18 protein-coding genes are annotated in these 17,970 nt (G+C 59.5%); 7 read left to right on the forward strand and 11 right to left on the reverse strand.

Features of this window, described 5'->3' with window-relative positions; translation table 11 throughout:
* Positions 1-151: 151 nt before the first annotated feature.
* Together AC5S26_RS21445 and nadA are read right to left on the reverse strand one after the other, a co-directional pair.
* Entirely contained in the window at positions 152-589 is a 438-nt protein-coding gene (locus tag AC5S26_RS21445) for a DUF2203 domain-containing protein (protein ID WP_494186984.1), read from the reverse strand.
* Entirely contained in the window at positions 586-1,728 is a 1,143-nt protein-coding gene (gene nadA, locus AC5S26_RS21450; protein ID WP_494186985.1) for a quinolinate synthase NadA, read from the reverse strand. The genes AC5S26_RS21445 and nadA overlap by 4 nt, the downstream gene beginning before the upstream one ends.
* Before the next feature lie 370 nt (positions 1,729-2,098).
* Between nadA and AC5S26_RS21455 the strand changes: the two genes are divergently transcribed.
* Genes AC5S26_RS21455 through AC5S26_RS21465 form a run of 3 tightly spaced genes read left to right on the forward strand, consistent with a single transcriptional unit; the run spans position 2,099 to position 4,360 of the window.
* On the forward strand, positions 2,099-2,623 hold the full coding sequence (locus AC5S26_RS21455) for a twin-arginine translocase TatA/TatE family subunit (RefSeq protein WP_494186986.1): 525 nt from the start codon (positions 2,099-2,101) through the stop codon (positions 2,621-2,623).
* Complete coding sequence (gene tatC / locus AC5S26_RS21460) at positions 2,616-3,395, forward strand: twin-arginine translocase subunit TatC (RefSeq protein WP_494186987.1); 780 nt, start codon at positions 2,616-2,618, stop codon at positions 3,393-3,395. The genes AC5S26_RS21455 and tatC overlap by 8 nt, the downstream gene beginning before the upstream one ends.
* Positions 3,392-4,360: a M28 family peptidase gene (locus AC5S26_RS21465; RefSeq protein WP_494186988.1), complete on the forward strand. Its 969-nt coding sequence runs from the start codon at positions 3,392-3,394 to the stop codon at positions 4,358-4,360. The genes tatC and AC5S26_RS21465 overlap by 4 nt, the downstream gene beginning before the upstream one ends.
* A gap of 17 nt (positions 4,361-4,377) precedes the next feature.
* On the opposite strand, the gene AC5S26_RS21470 is transcribed toward AC5S26_RS21465, so the two are convergent.
* Complete coding sequence (locus AC5S26_RS21470) at positions 4,378-4,902, reverse strand: DUF3761 domain-containing protein (protein ID WP_494186989.1); 525 nt, start codon at positions 4,900-4,902, stop codon at positions 4,378-4,380.
* Between the two features lie 238 nt (positions 4,903-5,140).
* Here AC5S26_RS21470 and AC5S26_RS21475 point away from each other — a divergent pair, with 238 nt between their 5' ends.
* Both AC5S26_RS21475 and AC5S26_RS21480 read left to right on the forward strand, forming a co-directional pair.
* On the forward strand, positions 5,141-6,409 hold the full coding sequence (locus AC5S26_RS21475) for a transcription antitermination factor NusB (protein WP_494186990.1): 1,269 nt from the start codon (positions 5,141-5,143) through the stop codon (positions 6,407-6,409).
* 189 nt (positions 6,410-6,598) lie between these two features.
* Positions 6,599-7,120, forward strand: coding sequence for an arsenate-mycothiol transferase ArsC (locus tag AC5S26_RS21480; RefSeq protein ID WP_494186991.1), 522 nt, complete (start codon positions 6,599-6,601; stop codon positions 7,118-7,120).
* A 32-nt stretch (positions 7,121-7,152) separates the two neighbouring features.
* On the opposite strand, the gene AC5S26_RS21485 is transcribed toward AC5S26_RS21480, so the two are convergent.
* From AC5S26_RS21485 to aroB, 4 genes are read right to left on the reverse strand one after another with little or no spacing between them, the layout of a single operon-like run.
* Positions 7,153-7,968, reverse strand: a complete 816-nt coding sequence (locus AC5S26_RS21485) for a PASTA domain-containing protein (RefSeq protein ID WP_494186992.1) — start codon at positions 7,966-7,968, stop codon at positions 7,153-7,155.
* Positions 7,965-9,407, reverse strand: a complete 1,443-nt coding sequence (locus tag AC5S26_RS21490; RefSeq protein WP_494186993.1) for a cation diffusion facilitator family transporter — start codon at positions 9,405-9,407, stop codon at positions 7,965-7,967. Before AC5S26_RS21490 ends, AC5S26_RS21485 begins: the two co-directional genes overlap by 4 nt.
* Before the next feature lie 38 nt (positions 9,408-9,445).
* Positions 9,446-10,222: a bifunctional demethylmenaquinone methyltransferase/2-methoxy-6-polyprenyl-1,4-benzoquinol methylase UbiE gene (gene ubiE / locus AC5S26_RS21495; protein WP_494186994.1), complete on the reverse strand. Its 777-nt coding sequence runs from the start codon at positions 10,220-10,222 to the stop codon at positions 9,446-9,448.
* A complete protein-coding gene (gene aroB / locus AC5S26_RS21500; protein ID WP_494186995.1) occupies positions 10,222-11,355 on the reverse strand; it encodes a 3-dehydroquinate synthase in 1,134 nt (377 codons plus the stop codon). Before aroB ends, ubiE begins: the two co-directional genes overlap by 1 nt.
* A 73-nt stretch (positions 11,356-11,428) precedes the next feature.
* Between aroB and nadB the strand changes: the two genes are divergently transcribed.
* Positions 11,429-13,120, forward strand: a complete 1,692-nt coding sequence (nadB, locus tag AC5S26_RS21505) for an L-aspartate oxidase (RefSeq protein WP_494186996.1) — start codon at positions 11,429-11,431, stop codon at positions 13,118-13,120.
* A 69-nt stretch (positions 13,121-13,189) separates the two neighbouring features.
* Here nadB and AC5S26_RS21510 read toward each other — a convergent pair whose 3' ends face one another.
* Genes AC5S26_RS21510 through AC5S26_RS21520 form a run of 3 tightly spaced genes read right to left on the reverse strand, consistent with a single transcriptional unit; the run spans position 13,190 to position 15,011 of the window.
* Positions 13,190-13,783, reverse strand: coding sequence for a PepSY domain-containing protein (locus AC5S26_RS21510; RefSeq protein WP_494186997.1), 594 nt, complete (start codon positions 13,781-13,783; stop codon positions 13,190-13,192).
* Positions 13,784-13,842: 59 nt separating this feature from the next.
* Positions 13,843-14,784, reverse strand: a complete 942-nt coding sequence (locus AC5S26_RS21515; RefSeq protein WP_494186998.1) for a TerC/Alx family metal homeostasis membrane protein — start codon at positions 14,782-14,784, stop codon at positions 13,843-13,845.
* Positions 14,785-14,816: 32 nt separating this feature from the next.
* Positions 14,817-15,011, reverse strand: a complete 195-nt coding sequence (locus AC5S26_RS21520) for a hypothetical protein (RefSeq protein WP_494186999.1) — start codon at positions 15,009-15,011, stop codon at positions 14,817-14,819.
* 1,105 nt (positions 15,012-16,116) lie between these two features.
* On the opposite strand from AC5S26_RS21520, the gene AC5S26_RS21525 reads away from it, so the two are divergent.
* Complete coding sequence (locus AC5S26_RS21525; RefSeq protein ID WP_494187000.1) at positions 16,117-16,533, forward strand: ester cyclase; 417 nt, start codon at positions 16,117-16,119, stop codon at positions 16,531-16,533.
* Positions 16,534-16,747: 214 nt separating this feature from the next.
* Here AC5S26_RS21525 and mqnE read toward each other — a convergent pair whose 3' ends face one another.
* Positions 16,748-17,938: an aminofutalosine synthase MqnE gene (gene mqnE / locus AC5S26_RS21530; protein WP_494187001.1), complete on the reverse strand. Its 1,191-nt coding sequence runs from the start codon at positions 17,936-17,938 to the stop codon at positions 16,748-16,750.
* Positions 17,939-17,970: the final 32 nt, after the last annotated feature.

Here is a 17,970-nt window from a genome sequence, read left to right on the forward strand (position 1 = left end):
AGAGCGCACCCCAAAGAACGTCATTCTGAGCGCAGCGAAGAATCCCTGTATTTTGCCTATGCAGCCACAGATCATGGTCGAAGGCAGAAGAGAGCATTACCCCAGAAGCCGAAAACCAACTCGCCCGAGACGTATCGAACCATCGGCCAGTTCAGTTCGGCTTATCGCGCTCCGTCCGTCCGAATCTCGCGCCCAAAGGCTTCCGCCCCGCAAAGCCTTCCTCGGTGGAGTGCCAGTAGCCAATCTCCGTCTCCCCAAGCTTCCAGCACAGCAGAATCGTCTCGCCATCCAGAATGCATGGAAAGTCCAGCAGCCCTTTGTCCAGATCCTTTACCTGCACGCCAATCGCGTCGATCTCTGCCAGCGTGTCTTTCGTGTCCTGCAAGGCTTTATCCCGCTCCGCCCGGCGTCGCGCCATAGTGGCGATATCGACATGAACGCCGCCGAGCAGAAAGATCTTTTGGCGCAGCTGCTCCAGCTCGGCTTCGAGCTCGGCCGCTCGCGTGCCGGTCTTCTGTGCCCTGCGCAAAAGTGATTCCAGCACCGGTAGCAGGGTCTGTGCTTCGCCAAGTGTGAAGGTTCTGCTCAAGCCTTGACCTCCAGCATGCGGTCAAGAGCCACCTTGGCCCAATGCTTCACCTCGTCCTCCACCTTGATGCGGTTCACAACATTTCCAGCAATCAGGTTCTCGAGCGACCATGCAAGGTGCTGCGGAGAGATGCGGTACATTGTCGTGCACAGGCACCCCGCATCGTCAAGAGTAATCACTTCCTTGCCTAGCGGAGCGAAGCGCTTTGCCAAACGATTGACCAGGTGGATCTCCGTCCCGACCGCAAAGCTCGAGCCCTCAGGAGCCTTTTCAATGACCTCGATAATGCGCTCGGTCGAGCCGATCGCATCTGCCTTCTGGCAGACCTCCCAGCGGCACTCCGGATGTACGATCACCTGCATCTGCGGACGCTCGCGCCGAATGCGGTCGACGTGCTCCGGCAGGAACCGCTGATGCACCGAGCAATGCCCCTTCCACAGGATGACCTTTGCAGCCCGAAGCCGATCCGGCGCAAGCCCGCCATTGATCTGATAGGGATCCCAGATGACCATCTCGCTCAAGGTAATCCCCATCGCAAAGGCGGTATTACGCCCAAGATGCTGGTCGGGCAGGAAGAGAATCTTTGAGCCCCGTTCGAAGGCCCACTCGAAGGCACCGCGAGCATTCGAGGAAGTGCAGACCAGCCCTCCACGCTCGCCGCAAAACGCCTTGATGGCAGCGGCGGAGTTCATATAAGTCAGCGGAACCAGGTCGCCCGTCAGGCCAGCCCGCTCGAGGGAATCCCAGCAGTTCTCCACCTGGCCGATCTCGGCCATATCGGCCATCGAACAACCCGCGTTCAGGTCCGGCAGAATCACCTGCTGCCACGGCTTCGCCAGCACATCGGCAGTCTCGGCCATAAAGTGAACGCCGCAGAAGATCATGTACTTCGAATCCGTCTGGGAGGCAATCTTCGACAGCTTGTAGCTGTCGCCGGTGTAATCGGCAAACCGGATGACCTCATCGCGCTGATAATGATGCCCCAGCAGGATGACGTCGGTTCCAAGCGAGGCACGCGCCGCTGCAATGCGGTCGTCCATGGTGTGGTCCGGCTGCGAGAGATAGTGATCGAGGGAGCAAGAATCCTGAACAGCACCTGCCGCGGACGTTACCGCGGCCTCTTCCATCAGTAAACTCAAAGCACTCCGCCTTCAGTCTCACGGAGGCGTCAGGCACCAATGGGCGGGCGCCGTCTTTTGCCTCTGAGACGGGGATGTTGAAAGCATGCACTGCAACGGTTGCAGTGGGCTCGCTGTGCCGGCTCAAAAGCCATTACCCAACCCACGGGGATGTTGCAACCAAACATCTACAACCTGCGTTACTTCACTGCAGCGGCTCTCGCCGCTTCTACTGCATTGGACGATCTTTTAACGGGAACGACACATCTTTTTCTTTCCCGCTACCCCGTCATCCGGCGAGGTGGCATTACAACATCGATTTTACAACAGGATAAAGACCCTCGCGGGGCCATTGTCGCTCTTCGATCAAGGCCGTATCATAAAAAGAATTATGCCGAGCTTCGGCGACAGCGCCTTCATCTTTATCCTTGCCCTGATTCTCTTCGGCCCGAAGAAGCTGCCCGAACTCGCGCGCCAACTCGGAAAGCTGATGGGCGAATTCCGCCGTGCCTCCAACGAGTTCCGTATGCAAATGGAGGAAGAGCTTCGCCTCTCCGAGCAGTCCGAACAGCAGAAGAAAATAGCCGCCATGGAAGCCGCGGCACCGCCGACACCCGCTATCTCCGACGGAACCGAAAATACGATCGCGGCTCCAGCTGACGCCTCAGGGGATCTTTCTATCGAAAGCGCCTCGGAGCCGGAGACCGCTCCGCTGCCGATTGCGACTTCAGGCGATCTCAACCTGATGCCTCCCTCCACCGGTCTGCCCGTGGAGAGCTCCTCCATCTCCCATGCCTTCGACTCGGTCCCTCACGTAGAAGCTCCAGGAACAACAACCTTCCTGTCTGATCCCTCCGAAGGCCACACTCCGGACGCCCCGGACCACATAGCAAGCGAGGCACAACTGCATGGATGATCTGGTCGACCGCGCTCGTACAGCGGTTACAGACCGCGCCGAGCTTCCAGGCATGAGCCTGATGGAGCATCTGGGCGAGCTACGTAAGCGCCTTATCCACTCAGTGGTTTATCTGCTGATTGGCTTTGCCGTCGCCTACGCCTTTCACGAGCGCCTCTACGGCCTGGTGTCGAGACCCATCGACATGCTCAACCTGCCGTTGAACTTCACCCATCCAACCGATGGCCTGAACCTCTACCTGAAGACTTCTCTCGTCGGTGGCGCGATCCTCGCCTCCCCCTTCATCCTCTACCAGCTCTGGCTGTTTATCGCGCCGGGCATGTACTCCAATGAGAAGAAATATGTGATTCCGTTTATGACCGCGACGGTCACGCTGTTTCTCGCCGGGGTCTGGTTCGGATACCAATGGGTGCTTCCCGGCGCTCTCAAAGTGCTGATCGGTGACTTCGGCAAGCGCTTTCATCCGATCATCACCATCGAGGACTACACCAGCTTCTTTCTCGCGGTGATCCTCGGCCTCGGCATCACCTTCGAGCTTCCCATCCTGATCTTCTTCCTCTCCATCCTCGGCATCGTGGATGCGAAGTTCCTCATCCGCCACATCCGTTACGCGGTGCTCGCGATCTTCGTCATCGCGGCCATCATCTGTCCTCTTCCCGACCCGGTGAGCATGTGCCTGTTTGCCCTGCCGATGCTGGTTCTGTACATGCTCGGGGTGGGAGTCGCATGGGTCTTCAATCCGGCGCGACGGAAAGAGGCGAAGTCCGCATGATCCGCAGGAAGTGCGCTTCACCTTCAGTATTTTGCTCTCTATTCTTCTCCACCGCTCTCTTGCTTGCCGTTCACCCGGTTCAGGCACAGAAGGCCGCGCCCAGGCCCGCAGCGAAGTTCAGCGGGCAGGCCGCCTATGACCTGACCAAGCAGTACATCGCTGTCGCCCCGCACCGTTGGATCGGCTCGCCCGACCACGCCAAGGCGGAAGAGTTCATCCGCTCCCACTTCACCGAGGAAGCCGCGAAGGGAAACTTCGAGACCGACAGCTTCAGCGCCTCGACCCCCGCAGGCCAGCTGGCGATGAAGAACTTCATCGTGCGTTACCCGGGCAAAAAAGACGGCGTCATCGTCATCGCCACCCACTACGAGACCAACTATCCACTCCGCGACATCAACTTCGTCGGAGCCAATGACGGCGGCGCAACCACTGCCTTGTTAATCGAACTCGGCCGCTATCTGCGAACGCATCCTCCTGAGGGCTACAGCGTCTGGCTGGTCTTCGACGACGGCGAGGAGGCGATCCAGACATGGAGCGATCGCGACTCCCTCTACGGCACCCGGCATCTCGCAGCAAAGTGGTCGCAGGACGGCTCCATCAAAAAGATCAAAGCATTCCTCGTCGCCGACATGATCGGCGACAAGGACCTGAACATCGACCGCGACTCCAACTCGACTCCCTGGCTGCTGGATCTTCTGGCCACCGCGGCGAAGAACACGGGACACGCCTCCTTCGTCTTCAAGAACGAAACGACCGTGATGGACGATCATCTTCCGTTCCGGCAGCGCGGAGTTCCAGTGCTCGATGTAGTCGACCTCGACTACGGCCCCCCGACCCAGGAGCATCCGGAGGGCGGATATCATCACACCGCCCTGGACACCCTGGATAAGGTCAGCGCCCACTCGCTGCAGATCTCGGGCGATCTCCTGGTGGAGATGATTCGGCTGATCAGCTTGCGCGGATAGCTCGCTAAAACTCCGTCTTACTTGGTGCAGGGATGATTGTGATCGGCGTGAGCGCCTTTAGCCTTGGCATCCGCCTCTGACATATAGGATCCCTGCTTGGTCTTGCCATAGAACTGCGAGCCGGAGCAGTGATATATGTTCGATTCGGTGTTGAGCCAGACCATCCCCGGACCACCTCCAGGAGCCGCAGTGGCAATCGTGGTGTGGTGCGGAGCGGCCTTGGCTGCTGGAGCAGTCGTCGCTACGGGGGTTGCCGGTGCCGCAGGCGCAGTGGCTGCGGGAGTGGCGGCTGCAGCGGGAGCGGCTGGCGTAGCGGCCTTGGTGGAAGAGGCTGCTGCTGCCGGCGCAGCCGGGGCTGCGGCGAGCCACTGCTTGATCCCCTGGTGACCACGGCAGGCTCCGCTCTTCGAGGCAGCGGTCGTGTAGCTTCCGTCTTTGCAGAGACCGGTTGCGCCCGCCGGAGGCGCGGATTGGGCGCTCAAAGATGCGGCGGCAAAGAATGTGACGGCCAGGAGAGAGAGGGAGAAAAACAGACGCTTCATGGGAACTCCTTTTTTCTGCGTACAGGATACGAACAGGGACCCGGACTGCGAGGATGACGCGTGGCTATACTACTCCGGGCCCTGTAACACGTCACCAAAAGCCTGTAGGACAGGGCTTCTTCCCTTCGGCTCGCCTTTGCTCCGCTCACGGGAAGCACGGATCTTTTGTTTTCACGTTGCGGTCCCGTCGCATCAGAGGGATACAGGACTCTCGGGCTCGTATAATCGAGGCAACCGCTTGCCAGAACCTATCCACAAATCAATCTCACCCGCCCGAAAGGCTGCCTTCGAGATTCTTATGCTCGTTGCCGAGGGAAAGGGCAACAGCGACGATCTTCTTCATTCTTCGCATACGGCACCGCTCTCTGCGGAAGACCGCAATCTTGCGACGGCGCTGGTCCTCGGCACCCTTCGCTGGCAGATCGCGTTGGATGCCCGTATCCAGCCGCTCCTTCAACGCCCCGATCAACGGCTTGCCGAACCCGTCGCCATCGCGCTCCGCCTTGGAGCCTTCCAGCTCATACACCTCGACCGGATTCCGCCACACGCTGCCCTCAACGAGAGCGTCGAGCTTACCCGCGCCAGCGGCAACCCGCACGCCGCAGGCATGGTCAATGCCATCCTGCGTAAGCTCACCTCTCTGAAGGCTCCCGGACGGCCACTCCACGAGAGCACAGCCGCCATCGCGCAGCGCCTCTCGCACCCACGGTGGCTTGTTGAGCGCTGGGCCGCGAGCTATGGACGATCCGCCGCAATTAAGATCTGCGAAGCAGGACAGGAAGAACCAAAGAATTCCGCTCTCTTCAACGAATCCACCGAGGCAGATCTTCCTCGAATGGACGACGGCTCGCGGCTGGTGGCCGAGCTTGCCGCAGCATCCGTTCCGCAGGCAAAGCATGTATGGGACGCCTGTGCAGCACCGGGCGGCAAAACTCTTATCCTCGCCAACCGGTTGCCCGCTGCGGCCATCCTTGCCACCGATAGAAGCGAACGCCGCCTTGCCGCAATGCGATCCCGCCTTATGCAATATTCGTATGCCACGCACGTCCAGACGGAGTTAGCGGACGCGACCGCTGCACCCTTATCTTTCGCAGACTTCGACATCATCCTTGCCGACGTTCCCTGCAGCGGCACCGGAACCCTCGGGCGAAATCCGGAGATCCGCCTCCGGCTTGAGCCTTCCGATCTGGCACGGCATGCCGACCATCAACGCAAAATCCTTCGTGCAGCCATCCCTCGTCTCGCTTCGGGAGGGCGTTTGCTCTATTCCACCTGTTCGCTCGAGGCGGAAGAGTGCGAAAAGGTCGTTGAGGCGGTCGTAGCCGAACCCGCGATAGCTAGCCTCGTCCGTATCCTTCCGGTAGGGCCGGTCGTCAGCCGCCTTACAGCTGCCGGTCTATTGCGCGAGGTCGATCCCACGGCTGTTCGCGGCAACTACCTGCGCACGTTGCCGGGGGTTCATCCTGGAGATGGATTCTTTGCCGCGCTCCTTGAACGCAAACGCTAAGCCGATTGCCAGGAACCGTGTACCCGGTCTGGCCTCCTGCGCGACGTCGGCTAACCGGCTCTGTGAAAAACAACCTATAAGCCAACAAAATGGCCACTTTATGGGTTATGACGGGCAAACGTAGAATCCTTGACAAATATGTTCCGGGGCGCTTAACACCTAACATCAGAAGCATCCGGAGGCTGGCCCGTGTCTCTCTCTCCGATCAAGATCGTAACGATTTCTGCTTTGGTACTGACACTCAGTTGCTCCGTATCGAAAAGTCACTCCCAGACTCAAGATTCTCAGGTACTCTTCGTCTGTGAACACGGCAACGTTAAGAGCCTCATGGCGGCGTCTTACTTCAATCAAATGGTCCAGGAGCGTCGGTTACCTTTCCGGGCGGTATCGCGTGGCACAGCTCCCGACTCAACGACGGTGCCACCTTCAATTATTCAGGGCCTGCGCGGCGATGGTTTCGATGTGAGTTCGTTTCATCCGTCAGCAGTCAGGGCTTCTGACGTATCCGCATCTCAGCGTGTGATCACGATTGGAACCGTGCTGCCCATGGATGTGCAGGTTGCTTCTGCTCAGTCCACGATCGAACAGTGGAACGATGTACCACCCACCAGTGTTAGCTATGGTGCGACGCGTGATTCTCTTAAGAGGCATGTCAAGAAACTAGTCGAGCAATTGGAGCACGGCCTTCCACATCGTTCTTCCGAACTGTAGTTTTGGCCAAGTCTGAATTCAGCTCGTTCGCATCAGTGAGTGAGGGACAGTTGTACCGTATCCCCTCGGGCCACGCGATGACCCGCAAGCGGACTTTGCGCAACCACGATTCCTGGAGTCAATGCCGCCACCGCTGTGGCCACCGGAGCTGTCTTGCCCGGTGCGGCAGGCTCTACGACAGCCGCCGCTGTGGGAGTTACATCCTCCGCGCTCACAATCCTAAGGCCTGCTGCTCCCGCCCTCACGTAGGCGCCTGAGATCGTCAGGCCCACCAGCGAGGGCATCACATATCCGGCTGAGGCCTCCTCCGGCCCATCGTTCAGCAGAATGCTCACCCTGGGTCTCTCAACACCCTCGGCTCCCGGAGCGGGGGTCTGCGCTACAACCACTCCCGCGGGTCCCGGCAATGCGACATGGCCTACAGTCCCCAGTTCCAGCCCCAACCGCCGCAGGTTGATGGAAGCCGCTCGTTCGCCCGCGCCCTTCAGATTCGGGATGGAGACCTGTTGCGATCCAAGACTCTGCGTCACCCTAACCGGCCATTGGCGGCGAACTGTAGCCCCTGCCACGGGGTATTGTGCAAGCACCTGGCCCGCCGGAATGTCCGGGGAATAGAACCTGTTTTCGAGCTGCAGCCGCAAGCCCATGGAGCTCGCCTTGCGGCTGGCCTCTCCGATGGTCATATGCGCCAGCTGCGGAACCTTCACTTCGCGGCCATGGATGGCCAGCCGCATCGCCAGAAAGGCTGAGAACATCGCCACCGCGACCATTGCCATCGCGCCCAGAACGATGTTGAAGAAACGCTTTACCGGGGCCCATCCCACAAATCGCACACGCACTGTTGTCATCGTCGGTTATCCGTCGCAGGCTCCGGGTGGATAAGGAGCCGGTCCACCTCGGGTGCATCCAGTTTAAAGGCGCCCTCGAGCGAGGTGATGACAGAATGAACCTTGGCCATCGGCAGATCGTCCGGCATGGTGCAATGACAATTCACCTGCAGGTGCGCTCCGATGCGAGTGACCATCACATCGTGAATGTCCAGAATCTCCGGAAAGGTCACCGCCACGCGCCGCAGCCTTACCTCAAGCTGACGGTCGCGCTCCTGCGATTCAGGCTGCTCGATGGTCGCGGGTTCGCTCTCGATGTGGGTCAGGATCGAGGCTACCTGGGGAATCTCGCGCTGGATCTCTGCCTCCAGGCGCGTCGCCAACTCGTGCGCCTGCTGCAGCTGCATGGTTTCATTGACCTCCAGATGCTGTTCTACCTGCAGCTGCTGCCCAAAACGCTGGACGCTGACATCGTGGGTCGTAAGGTTCATGCGCGCCGCCACAGCTCGAACGCGATCGTGAACGCTCTCCGTACCGGTCGCCATGGGCAGCGTATGAATCACGACGTCGGCCCCGGGAAGGTGCCGCTCCACCGCTGCGGTCGCCTCTTGCGTAATCTGCTCCGTGCGTTGGAAGGTCAGGTTCTGCGCCAGCCCCAGGGTCAGGTCCGCGAAGTAGTCGGCGCCGGACCTCCGTGTGCGGAAACGATTTACGGCGAGTACGCCATGGATGCCCTTCAGCTCCTGCTCGAGCTCCCGCGTCGCTTCGCGAGTCTCCTTCGGCGTGGCGTCAAGCAGCGCGTCGATCGTTCGGCGCGCCAATCCCCAGGTCACGTGGAGGATGATTCCTGAAACGACGAGCGCCGCGAAAGGGTCCGCGAGCTGGAGCCGGGGCATATTCCACCGTGTTCCCACGAAAGAGGCCGTGAGACCCACCATGACCGCCAGCGAAGACCAGATATCCGTGCTGAAGTGAATCGCGTCCGCCTCGAGAGCCTGGCTCGAGGATTCGAGGGCAATCTTGTGCAGCCTGCGCGATCGCGTAAAATCCACCACGATCGAAAGAATCAATACGACGAAAGGCCACGGCGACGGCTTCAGGGAAAGGTTCTCGCGCGACGTAATCCGCTTGACCGCCTCGGTGACGATCCATACGCAGGAACCCAGCATGATAACGGATTCCACGAATGCGGAGAGGCTCTCCACCTTGCCATGCCCGTAGTTGTGGGTATCGTCAGCCGGACGGTCCGACACCCGCACCGAGAACAGCGTGATGCCTGCCGCAACCAGGTCTACCGTCGAGTGCGCCGCCTCCGACAACATTCCCAGCGAACCGGTCAGGATTCCCGTCAAAAGCTTCAGCAGGGTGATCCCCAGAGCCGCCAGCACCGAGAACAGCGCGGCAGCGCGCTTCTCCTTCGGAGTGGAGCGGGCATTTTCCGGGGTGGCGACAGAGCTCATGAACACTCAATCCTACCGTGCCGGCGTGTGCTCGCGCATTACGGCTTTGTGGCGCGGTACAGCCCTGCCGTGCCCAAGGTATACCCAGTCCAGCCCGCGTCGCGGAAGCCCGCCGCGCGTATCAGCTCCAGCATTCGCTTCGGACGGGGAAAGCGCTCCACCGATGCCGGCAGATAGCTGTAAGCGCCCCTGTCTCCCGAGATCAACCCACCGACCCACGGAAGCACCCGCTTGAAGTAGAGGTTGTAGAGCGCGCCTGTAACTCCCTCCGGCTGGTTGCAGTCCAGGATCCCAATCTGGCCTCCCGGCCTGAGCACGCGATACAGCTCCGCCAGGCCTTCCTCGTAGTTGGCCAGGTTGCGAAAGCCGAACGCCGAAGTGACCAGATCCAGAGAGTTATCGCTCAACGGCAGATGGAGCGCATCGGCCTCGATCGCAACGATGTTGTGGCCTGCGAACTTCTCTTTGCCGCGTGCCAGCATCTCGCGCGAAAAGTCCACCGCAAAGACGGGGGCCTCGCCCACTCCGGCTGGCCGATACTTCATCAAAGCCATGGTCATATCGCCGGTGCCGCAGCAGAGATCCAGCACCGCCGCCTCCGGACGTATCAGAACAGCGCGAAAGCTTTGCGCAGTCTGCGACCACCACCGTCGATCCAGCCCCATCGAGAGCAGATGATTCAGCAGGTCGTACTTCGGCGCGATGGAGTCGAACATCTGCTGCACATTCGCCGCCGCAGACGCCTCCGTCGTCGCGCCTGTTGGCCGCGCTCCCGTAGAGAGCTCATGTTCCAGCCGAACCTGCCGTTCTGCCATCACCGTCTTCGCTTCTTCCCTGTAACCGAGCTCGCGGTCTGCTCGCGCATCTCTTTCAGCATCCACTCCGCAGCAGCCAGCATCTCGTCACGCGTCACATCGCGAACGATCGCCACCCCGCCAATCTTCTGCGGCAGAACGAAGCTGAGCGTTCCGCTGCGATTCTTCTTGTCATTCGATGTCAGCTCGACGAGTTTCGTGGCACTCGCCTTGAAGCCGCTCAACGGCCCATAGCGCAGAATGAGTTGAATGATACGGTCAGCCTCCACCTCGCCGATCATCCCGCGCATCACTCCTAAACGAGTCGCCGCGATGCTTCCCCAACCCACTGCTTCGCCATGCAGAAGCTGCTTGTAGCCTGTAGCAGCCTCGATGGCGTGGCCCAGCGTATGTCCGTAGTTCAGGATCATCCGCAGCCCTGCCTCACGCTCGTCGTTCGCAACCACATCCGCCTTCACGCGAACACTGGCAGCCACAACATGGGCCAGGGCTTTCGGGTCTCCGCCAAGTACGGCATCGGCATTGTTCTCGAGATACCGAAACAGCTTCGCATCCCGAATAATCCCGGCCTTCACGGACTCCTGCAACCCCGCACGCAGCTCTGCGGCAGGCAGAGTCTTCAGCACATCCGTATCGGCTAGAACCGCCAGAGGATGATTAAAGCTTCCTACAAGGTTCTTTCCCGCCGCCAGATTCACGCCCGTCTTGCCGCCGACAGAGGAGTCCACCTGCGCCAGCAGCGTCGTCGGAAACTGCACATAGGGCACGCCGCGCATGTAGATCGCAGCCAGAAAACCGGTCACGTCCCCCACAACGCCGCCGCCAAAGGCAACCAGCAGCGCATCGCGATCCGCTCCCGCTGCGGCCATCTGCTCCAGCAGCGACTCCAGCGTGCGAATGCGCTTGTGCCTCTCGCCCGCAGGAAGAAACAACACGGTCGGCTGTTCCTTGCCGAAGGCCGCGATGACCTGCTTGCCCCAAAGTCCCCAGATCTCGGGTGAGGTCACAAGAAAAGTACGGAACGGCTTGCCGCCCTTGAGTTTCTTCAATCGAGTCGGAAGCGTCTTCAACAGCCCCGGTGCGATCACAATCTCGTAGCTGGCGCTCGGCGTCTTGAGTTGAATCGAAGGCACAATACCTTCATCCTATCGTAAGGATTTCGTTCAGGCCCGCTCGATCAGATAGCATTGAGGATGAGGAGACGTTGTGCCAACCGCAGTGCCGCCCGCTGATTCCATCCCTGCAGACCCATCCGAACATCAGGTCGACTTCCTCGTCATCGGGGCCGGAATCGCCGGCCTCAGCGCAGCCATCCGCCTCGCCCGCACCGGCTCCGTGCTTGTTGTGACTAAAGAAGAGTTGGCCGAATCCAACACCGCCTACGCGCAAGGTGGCATCGCCGTAGCCATGGGCGGAGACGAAGACGTCGCACTCCACCTGGAAGACACTCTCGCCGCAGGAGATGGCCTGGTCGATCCCGAAGCCGCGCGCATCCTCGTCGAGCAGGGTCCGCAGCGTGTGCAGGAGCTTCTCGAATGGGGAACCGCCTTCGATCGCGAAAACGGCGAGCTGATGCTCACCCGCGAAGGCGCGCACAGCCGCTCGCGCATCCTTCACGCCAACGGCGACGCCACCGGCAAGGAGATCGCCGTCTCTCTCCTCCGTCACGTCCGCGCCATCCCTAACATTTGCCTGCTCGAATGGACCACCGGAATCGACCTCCTTCTTGAATCTGCCGACGGGGCCATCGATGGGTCCGCCGACGGGCAGCCGCTGGTCACCGGAGCTACGTTGCTCGACGGCGAAGGCGGCATCCTCACCATCGCTGCACGCGCTACCCTCATCGCCAGCGGCGGCGCGGGACAGGTCTATAGCGACACCACCAATCCCGCGGTTGCCACCGGGGATGGCATCGCCATGGCATGGCGTGCCGGTGCGGCCGTCAGCGACATGGAGTTCTACCAATTCCATCCCACCGCCTTCAGCGCGCCCAACGCTCCGCGCTTTCTGCTCAGCGAAGCCCTGCGTGGCGAAGACGCGTATCTCGTCAATGCCAAGGGCGAGCGCTTCATGCAGCACTACCATCCGCTCCTCGAGCTCGCCCCGCGCGATGTCGTCGCCCGTGCCATCACCCGCGAAGGCATGGACGGCCCGGTCTACCTCGACATGCGCCACGTCACCAAAGACCTGCACTCTCGATTTCCCGGGATCTCGGCTTTTCTCGCCAAGTATCACCTCGATCTCAACCGCGACCTCATCCCCGTCCGTCCCGCCGCGCACTATCTCATGGGAGGCATCCTCACCGACATTCACGGCCGCACCACACTCCCCGGCCTCTACGGTGCAGGCGAGGCCGCCTGCACCGGTGTCCACGGAGCCAACCGTCTCGCCTCCAACTCTCTTCTCGAAGGGCTCGTCTTCGGCGCGCTCGCCGCGGAGGCCATGATCGCAGACACCGATCGTGTCGCCCCGATCGCACCGTCCCTCCGTCCCGTAACCACTCTCCAGGCTCCCTACACCTTCGAAGAAGGCCGCACCGCCGACGCTCAGATTGAGCGCTGGGTTCAGGATCTCCGCTCCAACATGTGGAAGTACGCTGGACTCCTCCGCGATGCTAAGGGCCTCGAAGCCATGCAGCACGCCCTCGCCGCACTCGCCGCAACCATGCCACGCGGCCTCTCGCGACCGGCGATCGAGGCACGGAATCTTCACGCTGTCGCCACCATCATCGTCGCCTCCGCGCTCGCGCGCCACGAGAGCCGAGGTGCTCACTATCGTCACGACTTTCCCCAGCGCGAACCTATCGCCCGCCACTCCGTCATGCAGCAGAGTCGCCTCGACTTCTTCCATTCACTGCAGGAAGCGGGGATCCAGTTGAAGCACACCTGGCTCGGATGACGACAAAGGAACGGCGCAGCTTCTGCTGGCTGCGCCGTTCCTCTCTAACTTCCGATGCGTCGATGCTCGTTACACAAAGACCAGGATCAAGGGAATCACCGTCCCCAGGATCAGCAGAGCCGTCACCATCCTGCGATTGCGCACATACTTGTACGACATATAAATTCCCGTCAGCGTCGACAGAAACAGAGAGATCGCCACAATCAGGAAAAAGATCTTCATCGGTAGAGGATGATGCTTCTTCCCAGCCGCAGCTGACGGCTCGCTCGGAACTGCAGCAACCGACTGGCCCGGAGCAACTCTGGGCTGGTCCGCGGCACGCCCTGCGCCTTCCTCTCCTCTCGATCTCGTTGCATCTCTGGAAGCACCCTTAGCAGCGGCATTCTCTCCTCCCTCGCCCCGGCGCCCCGCTCCCGCCGTCACCTCCGGCGCAGGCGGCTTTCGCACCGGCACAACCGGCGTCTGCTTCTTGTGAATCTGGCCAAGCGTTACCGCCCATGCCGGAGGCTTGTACGAGCTGCCCCGCGTCGTCTCGTGCAGGCTGAAGGTTTGAAGAGCGCCCGTAAAGGCAAAGAACAGCAGGGCAGGAGCTGTAAAAACACCGAGATACAGGTGAGTCAGGCGAGTCGCCCGCAAAAAGGCATGTCCGGAGGAACGTGTCATGGTATTTCAGTTCTAGCGGAAAAATATAAATAGGACAATACAAGTCCTATTTCCAGGAGTCAGGCAGTCCCGGAACTTCGGCGTGCTGCCACCAGGGACACGGCAATCGTGATCGCTAGCATCGTCGCCACCACCGCCAGCGAGACCACCGGCCCGATCTTGAAGAAATGTGCCGTCAGCATCTTCAATGCTGCAAACGCCAGCACAGCCGCCAGTCCATAGTGGAGAAATTGAAGCTTCGTCAGAAGGTGGGCCAGCAGGAAGTACAACGATCGCAGCCCCATCACCGCCATGATGTTTGAGGTGTATGCCAGAAAAGGATGCCGCGTGATCGAGAGCACCGCCGGAATCGAGTCGATCGCGAAGACCAGATCCGTTACCTCGATCGCCATCAGCGTCAGCAGCAGCACGGTCATCATGCGCCTGCCATTCTCCTTCGTTACAAAGACGTCCTGCCTCAGGCTCACGGGTCTCAGTCGCGAGATCCACAGTAGCCACCGCGGGGTCTTCTCCTTCGCCTTCTCATCCTCCGGCGCCAGCAATCGAATCGACGCGATCAGAAGGACGAGTGCGAACAGGTAGCTGACCCACTCAAAGCGCGTCAGCAGGCCGATACCTGCCAAAATAAAGCTGCCGCGCATCACAATCGCTCCGGTCACACCCCAGAAGAGCACCTTGGGTTGATTCAGAGCTTCGATTCGGAAAAACCGGAAGAGAAGAAGAAAGACGAACAGATTATCGACCGAGAGAGCCTCTTCGATCGCATAACCGGCCAGGTACTGCGTGGCCGCCTCGCCTCCCAGGGTGCGGAGAATAAAAAGAGCGAACGCCAGGGCTGCCCCTACCCACACAACGGTTGCAATCATCGAGGTCGAGTGGATCGTCTCCTCCGCCGGGCGTCTGGAGCGCTGCCAGCGGACGTACAGAAACTCCACGGCCATCAGGACGAAGACATAGACATGAAACCAGATCCAGTGGCTCGCTGGAGTCGCATTGGGCATCTTTCTAGGATGCTATCGCACCGGGCAACGCGCTAACGAACCCCCGCAACTATCCCGTAAATCGTATAGACGCCAAACGCCAGCAAACCCCAGAGCACCGAGGTATAGACGATCCCGCGAAAAACCTCTCCAGGAGGATGCATGTCGAAGTAGCCGGCCTCCCTCTCCCGTTGTCCTGGCCAGATCTCCCGTGTCCGGCGGTGAAGCAGACTCTCTGAGAACCGCATTTCTTTTCCCTCCATAAGTCATCAGACTAAGAATCAGGGTTTTTCCCCGACTATCCCACGTTAGGGGCATATCGGCTGGAATGATCGGAAGGATGAGCAGGCATGTCAGAAAAGGCGTCCATCAAGTTCAATCTGGGAATGCAGCACTTTCCGCAAGACGAATTTTCCTTCCCATAGAAGAGCGGCGCAAGATCCAGACGCTGAGTGTGCGGAGACATGCATTTACGTTGTGGACCCTGAGGCGTCCGTTACAAGCCCCTTGCGGTGATTGACGTCCAGTCACCTTGTCGCTTTTGACATAGGTCCCGTAGTCGCAGCGGTGGGAATGTGGTAATCCCGAAGGGATTTCCAAAAGGAGTGGGAAGGGTGGGAAGCCAGGTTTATGGCTTTCCATGCTTTCCACTCCTCGTCATTTCCACCGCCTTGCCCGACAGCAACAGCTGGCAGAGGCTTGTTTATGATTATTTATGGCTTATCAGGCGCCTCGCCGCACATCTGGAGGTCTACCGACATCTCTTCAGGTCAGCCGTCTGAGGCTGTGGTTGCTCAGTCGACCGTTTGTGTGGACCTACAGTCTGTTTAACCAAATCTTTCGCCTCGATCAAAGAGGAGCTGTGAGTAATTTGAAACGGCTTAAGGAAGAGGTCGAATCAGAATTCGGAGATATGTTCAGCATCTTTGGTGGACGTATCGTGCCCGAGTTATCTAGCGGATCGCCATATTTTGACTTTGCGACGGTTGTGGTCGAAGTGCGATCTCTGCAACTGAAGGCCACGAGAGACAGGGGCTTTACCAGCTGGGAGGTGTCGTCTCGAACTTCTCCGTGGGAACCGCTTGAGATCGTTTGCCAGAGATTCGCACCCCACAACAGCTCATCGCAATCGCCTTCCAAGCTCCTCAGCGAGCACTTTTTTGAAATCGAGAAAATCTTGGCCAAAGAGTTCTGACGTCACCGAATCAGTAGCGAGGATGAGGAATTTAGAGACCCATCAGACCACGCGGCGTAAAGATCTAAAATGAAGCTCTTCCGCATTGAGTTCTCCTACCTCCATATCCTCGATTTCTCTGCGATATCTTGAACGCGAGACATCGTTAAAATGAACGCATGTCCAACCGACAAACCATCGGACAAGCGCTCAGGTGTTTTGCTGATCCCGGCAAACGACAAGACTATTTCCGTCTCTACTCCGACGACATCGTTTTGCATGGATATCATGGAGTTGAGCCGGGATTGGAAGGCGTGAAGCGGTTCTACAATGCCTTTTGGGAAGTCTTTCCAGATGCACAAGTGACAGTTCACGAAATCATCGAAGATGACGAAACGTTGGTTGTCCGCTATGTAATTACTGGAACGCAAGAAAAGGCTTTTATGGGCGTTGCTGCGGTTGGGCGGCAAATCGAGCTTCCAGGTATTAGCATTTTGCACTTCAAAAATGGCCGATGTTTTGAGAGATGGACTTGCTCTGACTCGCTGTTACTGCTGGATCAGATCAGGGGGTCCGCCGCACCTGTCAAGTGCTGAAAAATAACAACTCTAACAAAACAAGCAGCTTACAGAGAATAAAATCCGCCGATTCGATAGTTCCCTTCTGCTAACCTGAATACAAAGTCAGAAAAGCCCCGGAGAATTCTCTCCGGGGCTTTTCACTTGAGCGGACATAAAAGCAGGTCCGGACTTAACTCTAAAAGATGGAAGACTTTGCACGAAAACTACGAGGGTACCCCCGAAGGAGAATCTAAACCGCGACCGTGAATGAATCCTCGGTCCGGGTCACTGCGCGGTACATCGTGTCCCGCTCGAACGGCTCCCGGCCCGCCTCGGTGATCAGCCTGACCAGGTCCTTCCGCCTCAGCCCCTGCGGAGTGGTCGCGCCGGCGTCGTGATAGATCTTCTCCTCGATGACGGTTCCGTCGATGTCGTCTGCCCCGAACCGCAGCGAGATCTGCGCCATCTTCGGCGAGACCATCTGCCAGTAGCTCTTGATGTGCGAGAAGTTGTCGAGCATCAACCGCCCCACGGCGATCTGCTTCATATCCAGCATTCCCGTCGTCCGCGGAATGTGAGCCAGCGCCGTGTTGTCGGGGTGAAACGAGAGCGGAATGAACGTCTGAAACCCGCCCGTCTCGTCCTGAACCTCGCGCAGGCGAACCAGGTGGTCCACGCGGTCCTCTTCATTCTCCACGTGGCCGTAGAGCATCGTCGCATTCGATCGTAGCCCGATCTTATGCGCTTGCCGCGCCGTCTCCAGCCACTCCGAGCCGTCGATCTTGTGGTCGCAGATGATGTGCCGGATCCTGTCGGCAAAGATCTCCGCGCCGCCTCCGGGCATCGAGTCGACGCCCGCGGCCTTCATCCGCTCCAGCGTCTCGGGAATCGTCATCTTGCCTCGCTTGGCAAGGAAAGCGACCTCAACCATCGTGAACGCCTTGATATGGACCTTCGGAAACCGCTCCTTCAACCCGCGCACCAGGTCCATGAAGTACTCGAAAGGAAGATCGGGATGCAGGCCGCCGACGATGTGGAACTCCGTCACTGCCTCCGTGTAGCCGGCGCCAGCCGTCTCCCACGCCTCTTCGAGGGCCATCGTATACGTCCCGGCATCACCCTTCTTGCGGCCGAACGCGCACAGCCTGCACGAGGCAACGCATACGTTGGTCGGATTGATATGGCGATTGACGTTGAAGTAAGCGACGTTGCCATGCAGCTTCTCGCGAACGAAGTTCGCCAGCCAGCCGACTGCGAGAATGTCGCCGCTGCGATAGAGCCGAACTCCATCCTCGAAGCTCAGCCGTTCGCCGGCCAGCACCTTCTGCGCAATCGGCTCCAGAGACCGATCGTCGGTCTGAAACGAATGTCGAGGCTGCGTAAGCGGCGCCTGAAAACCGGCAGTGGTTGCGAAGCTTGTTGGGGTGGTCTCGAAGCTCATAGAACGATTCTAATCCTCCCCAACGAGCTTCG

This window comes from Edaphobacter sp. FHG110511_03 (assembly GCF_059115365.1).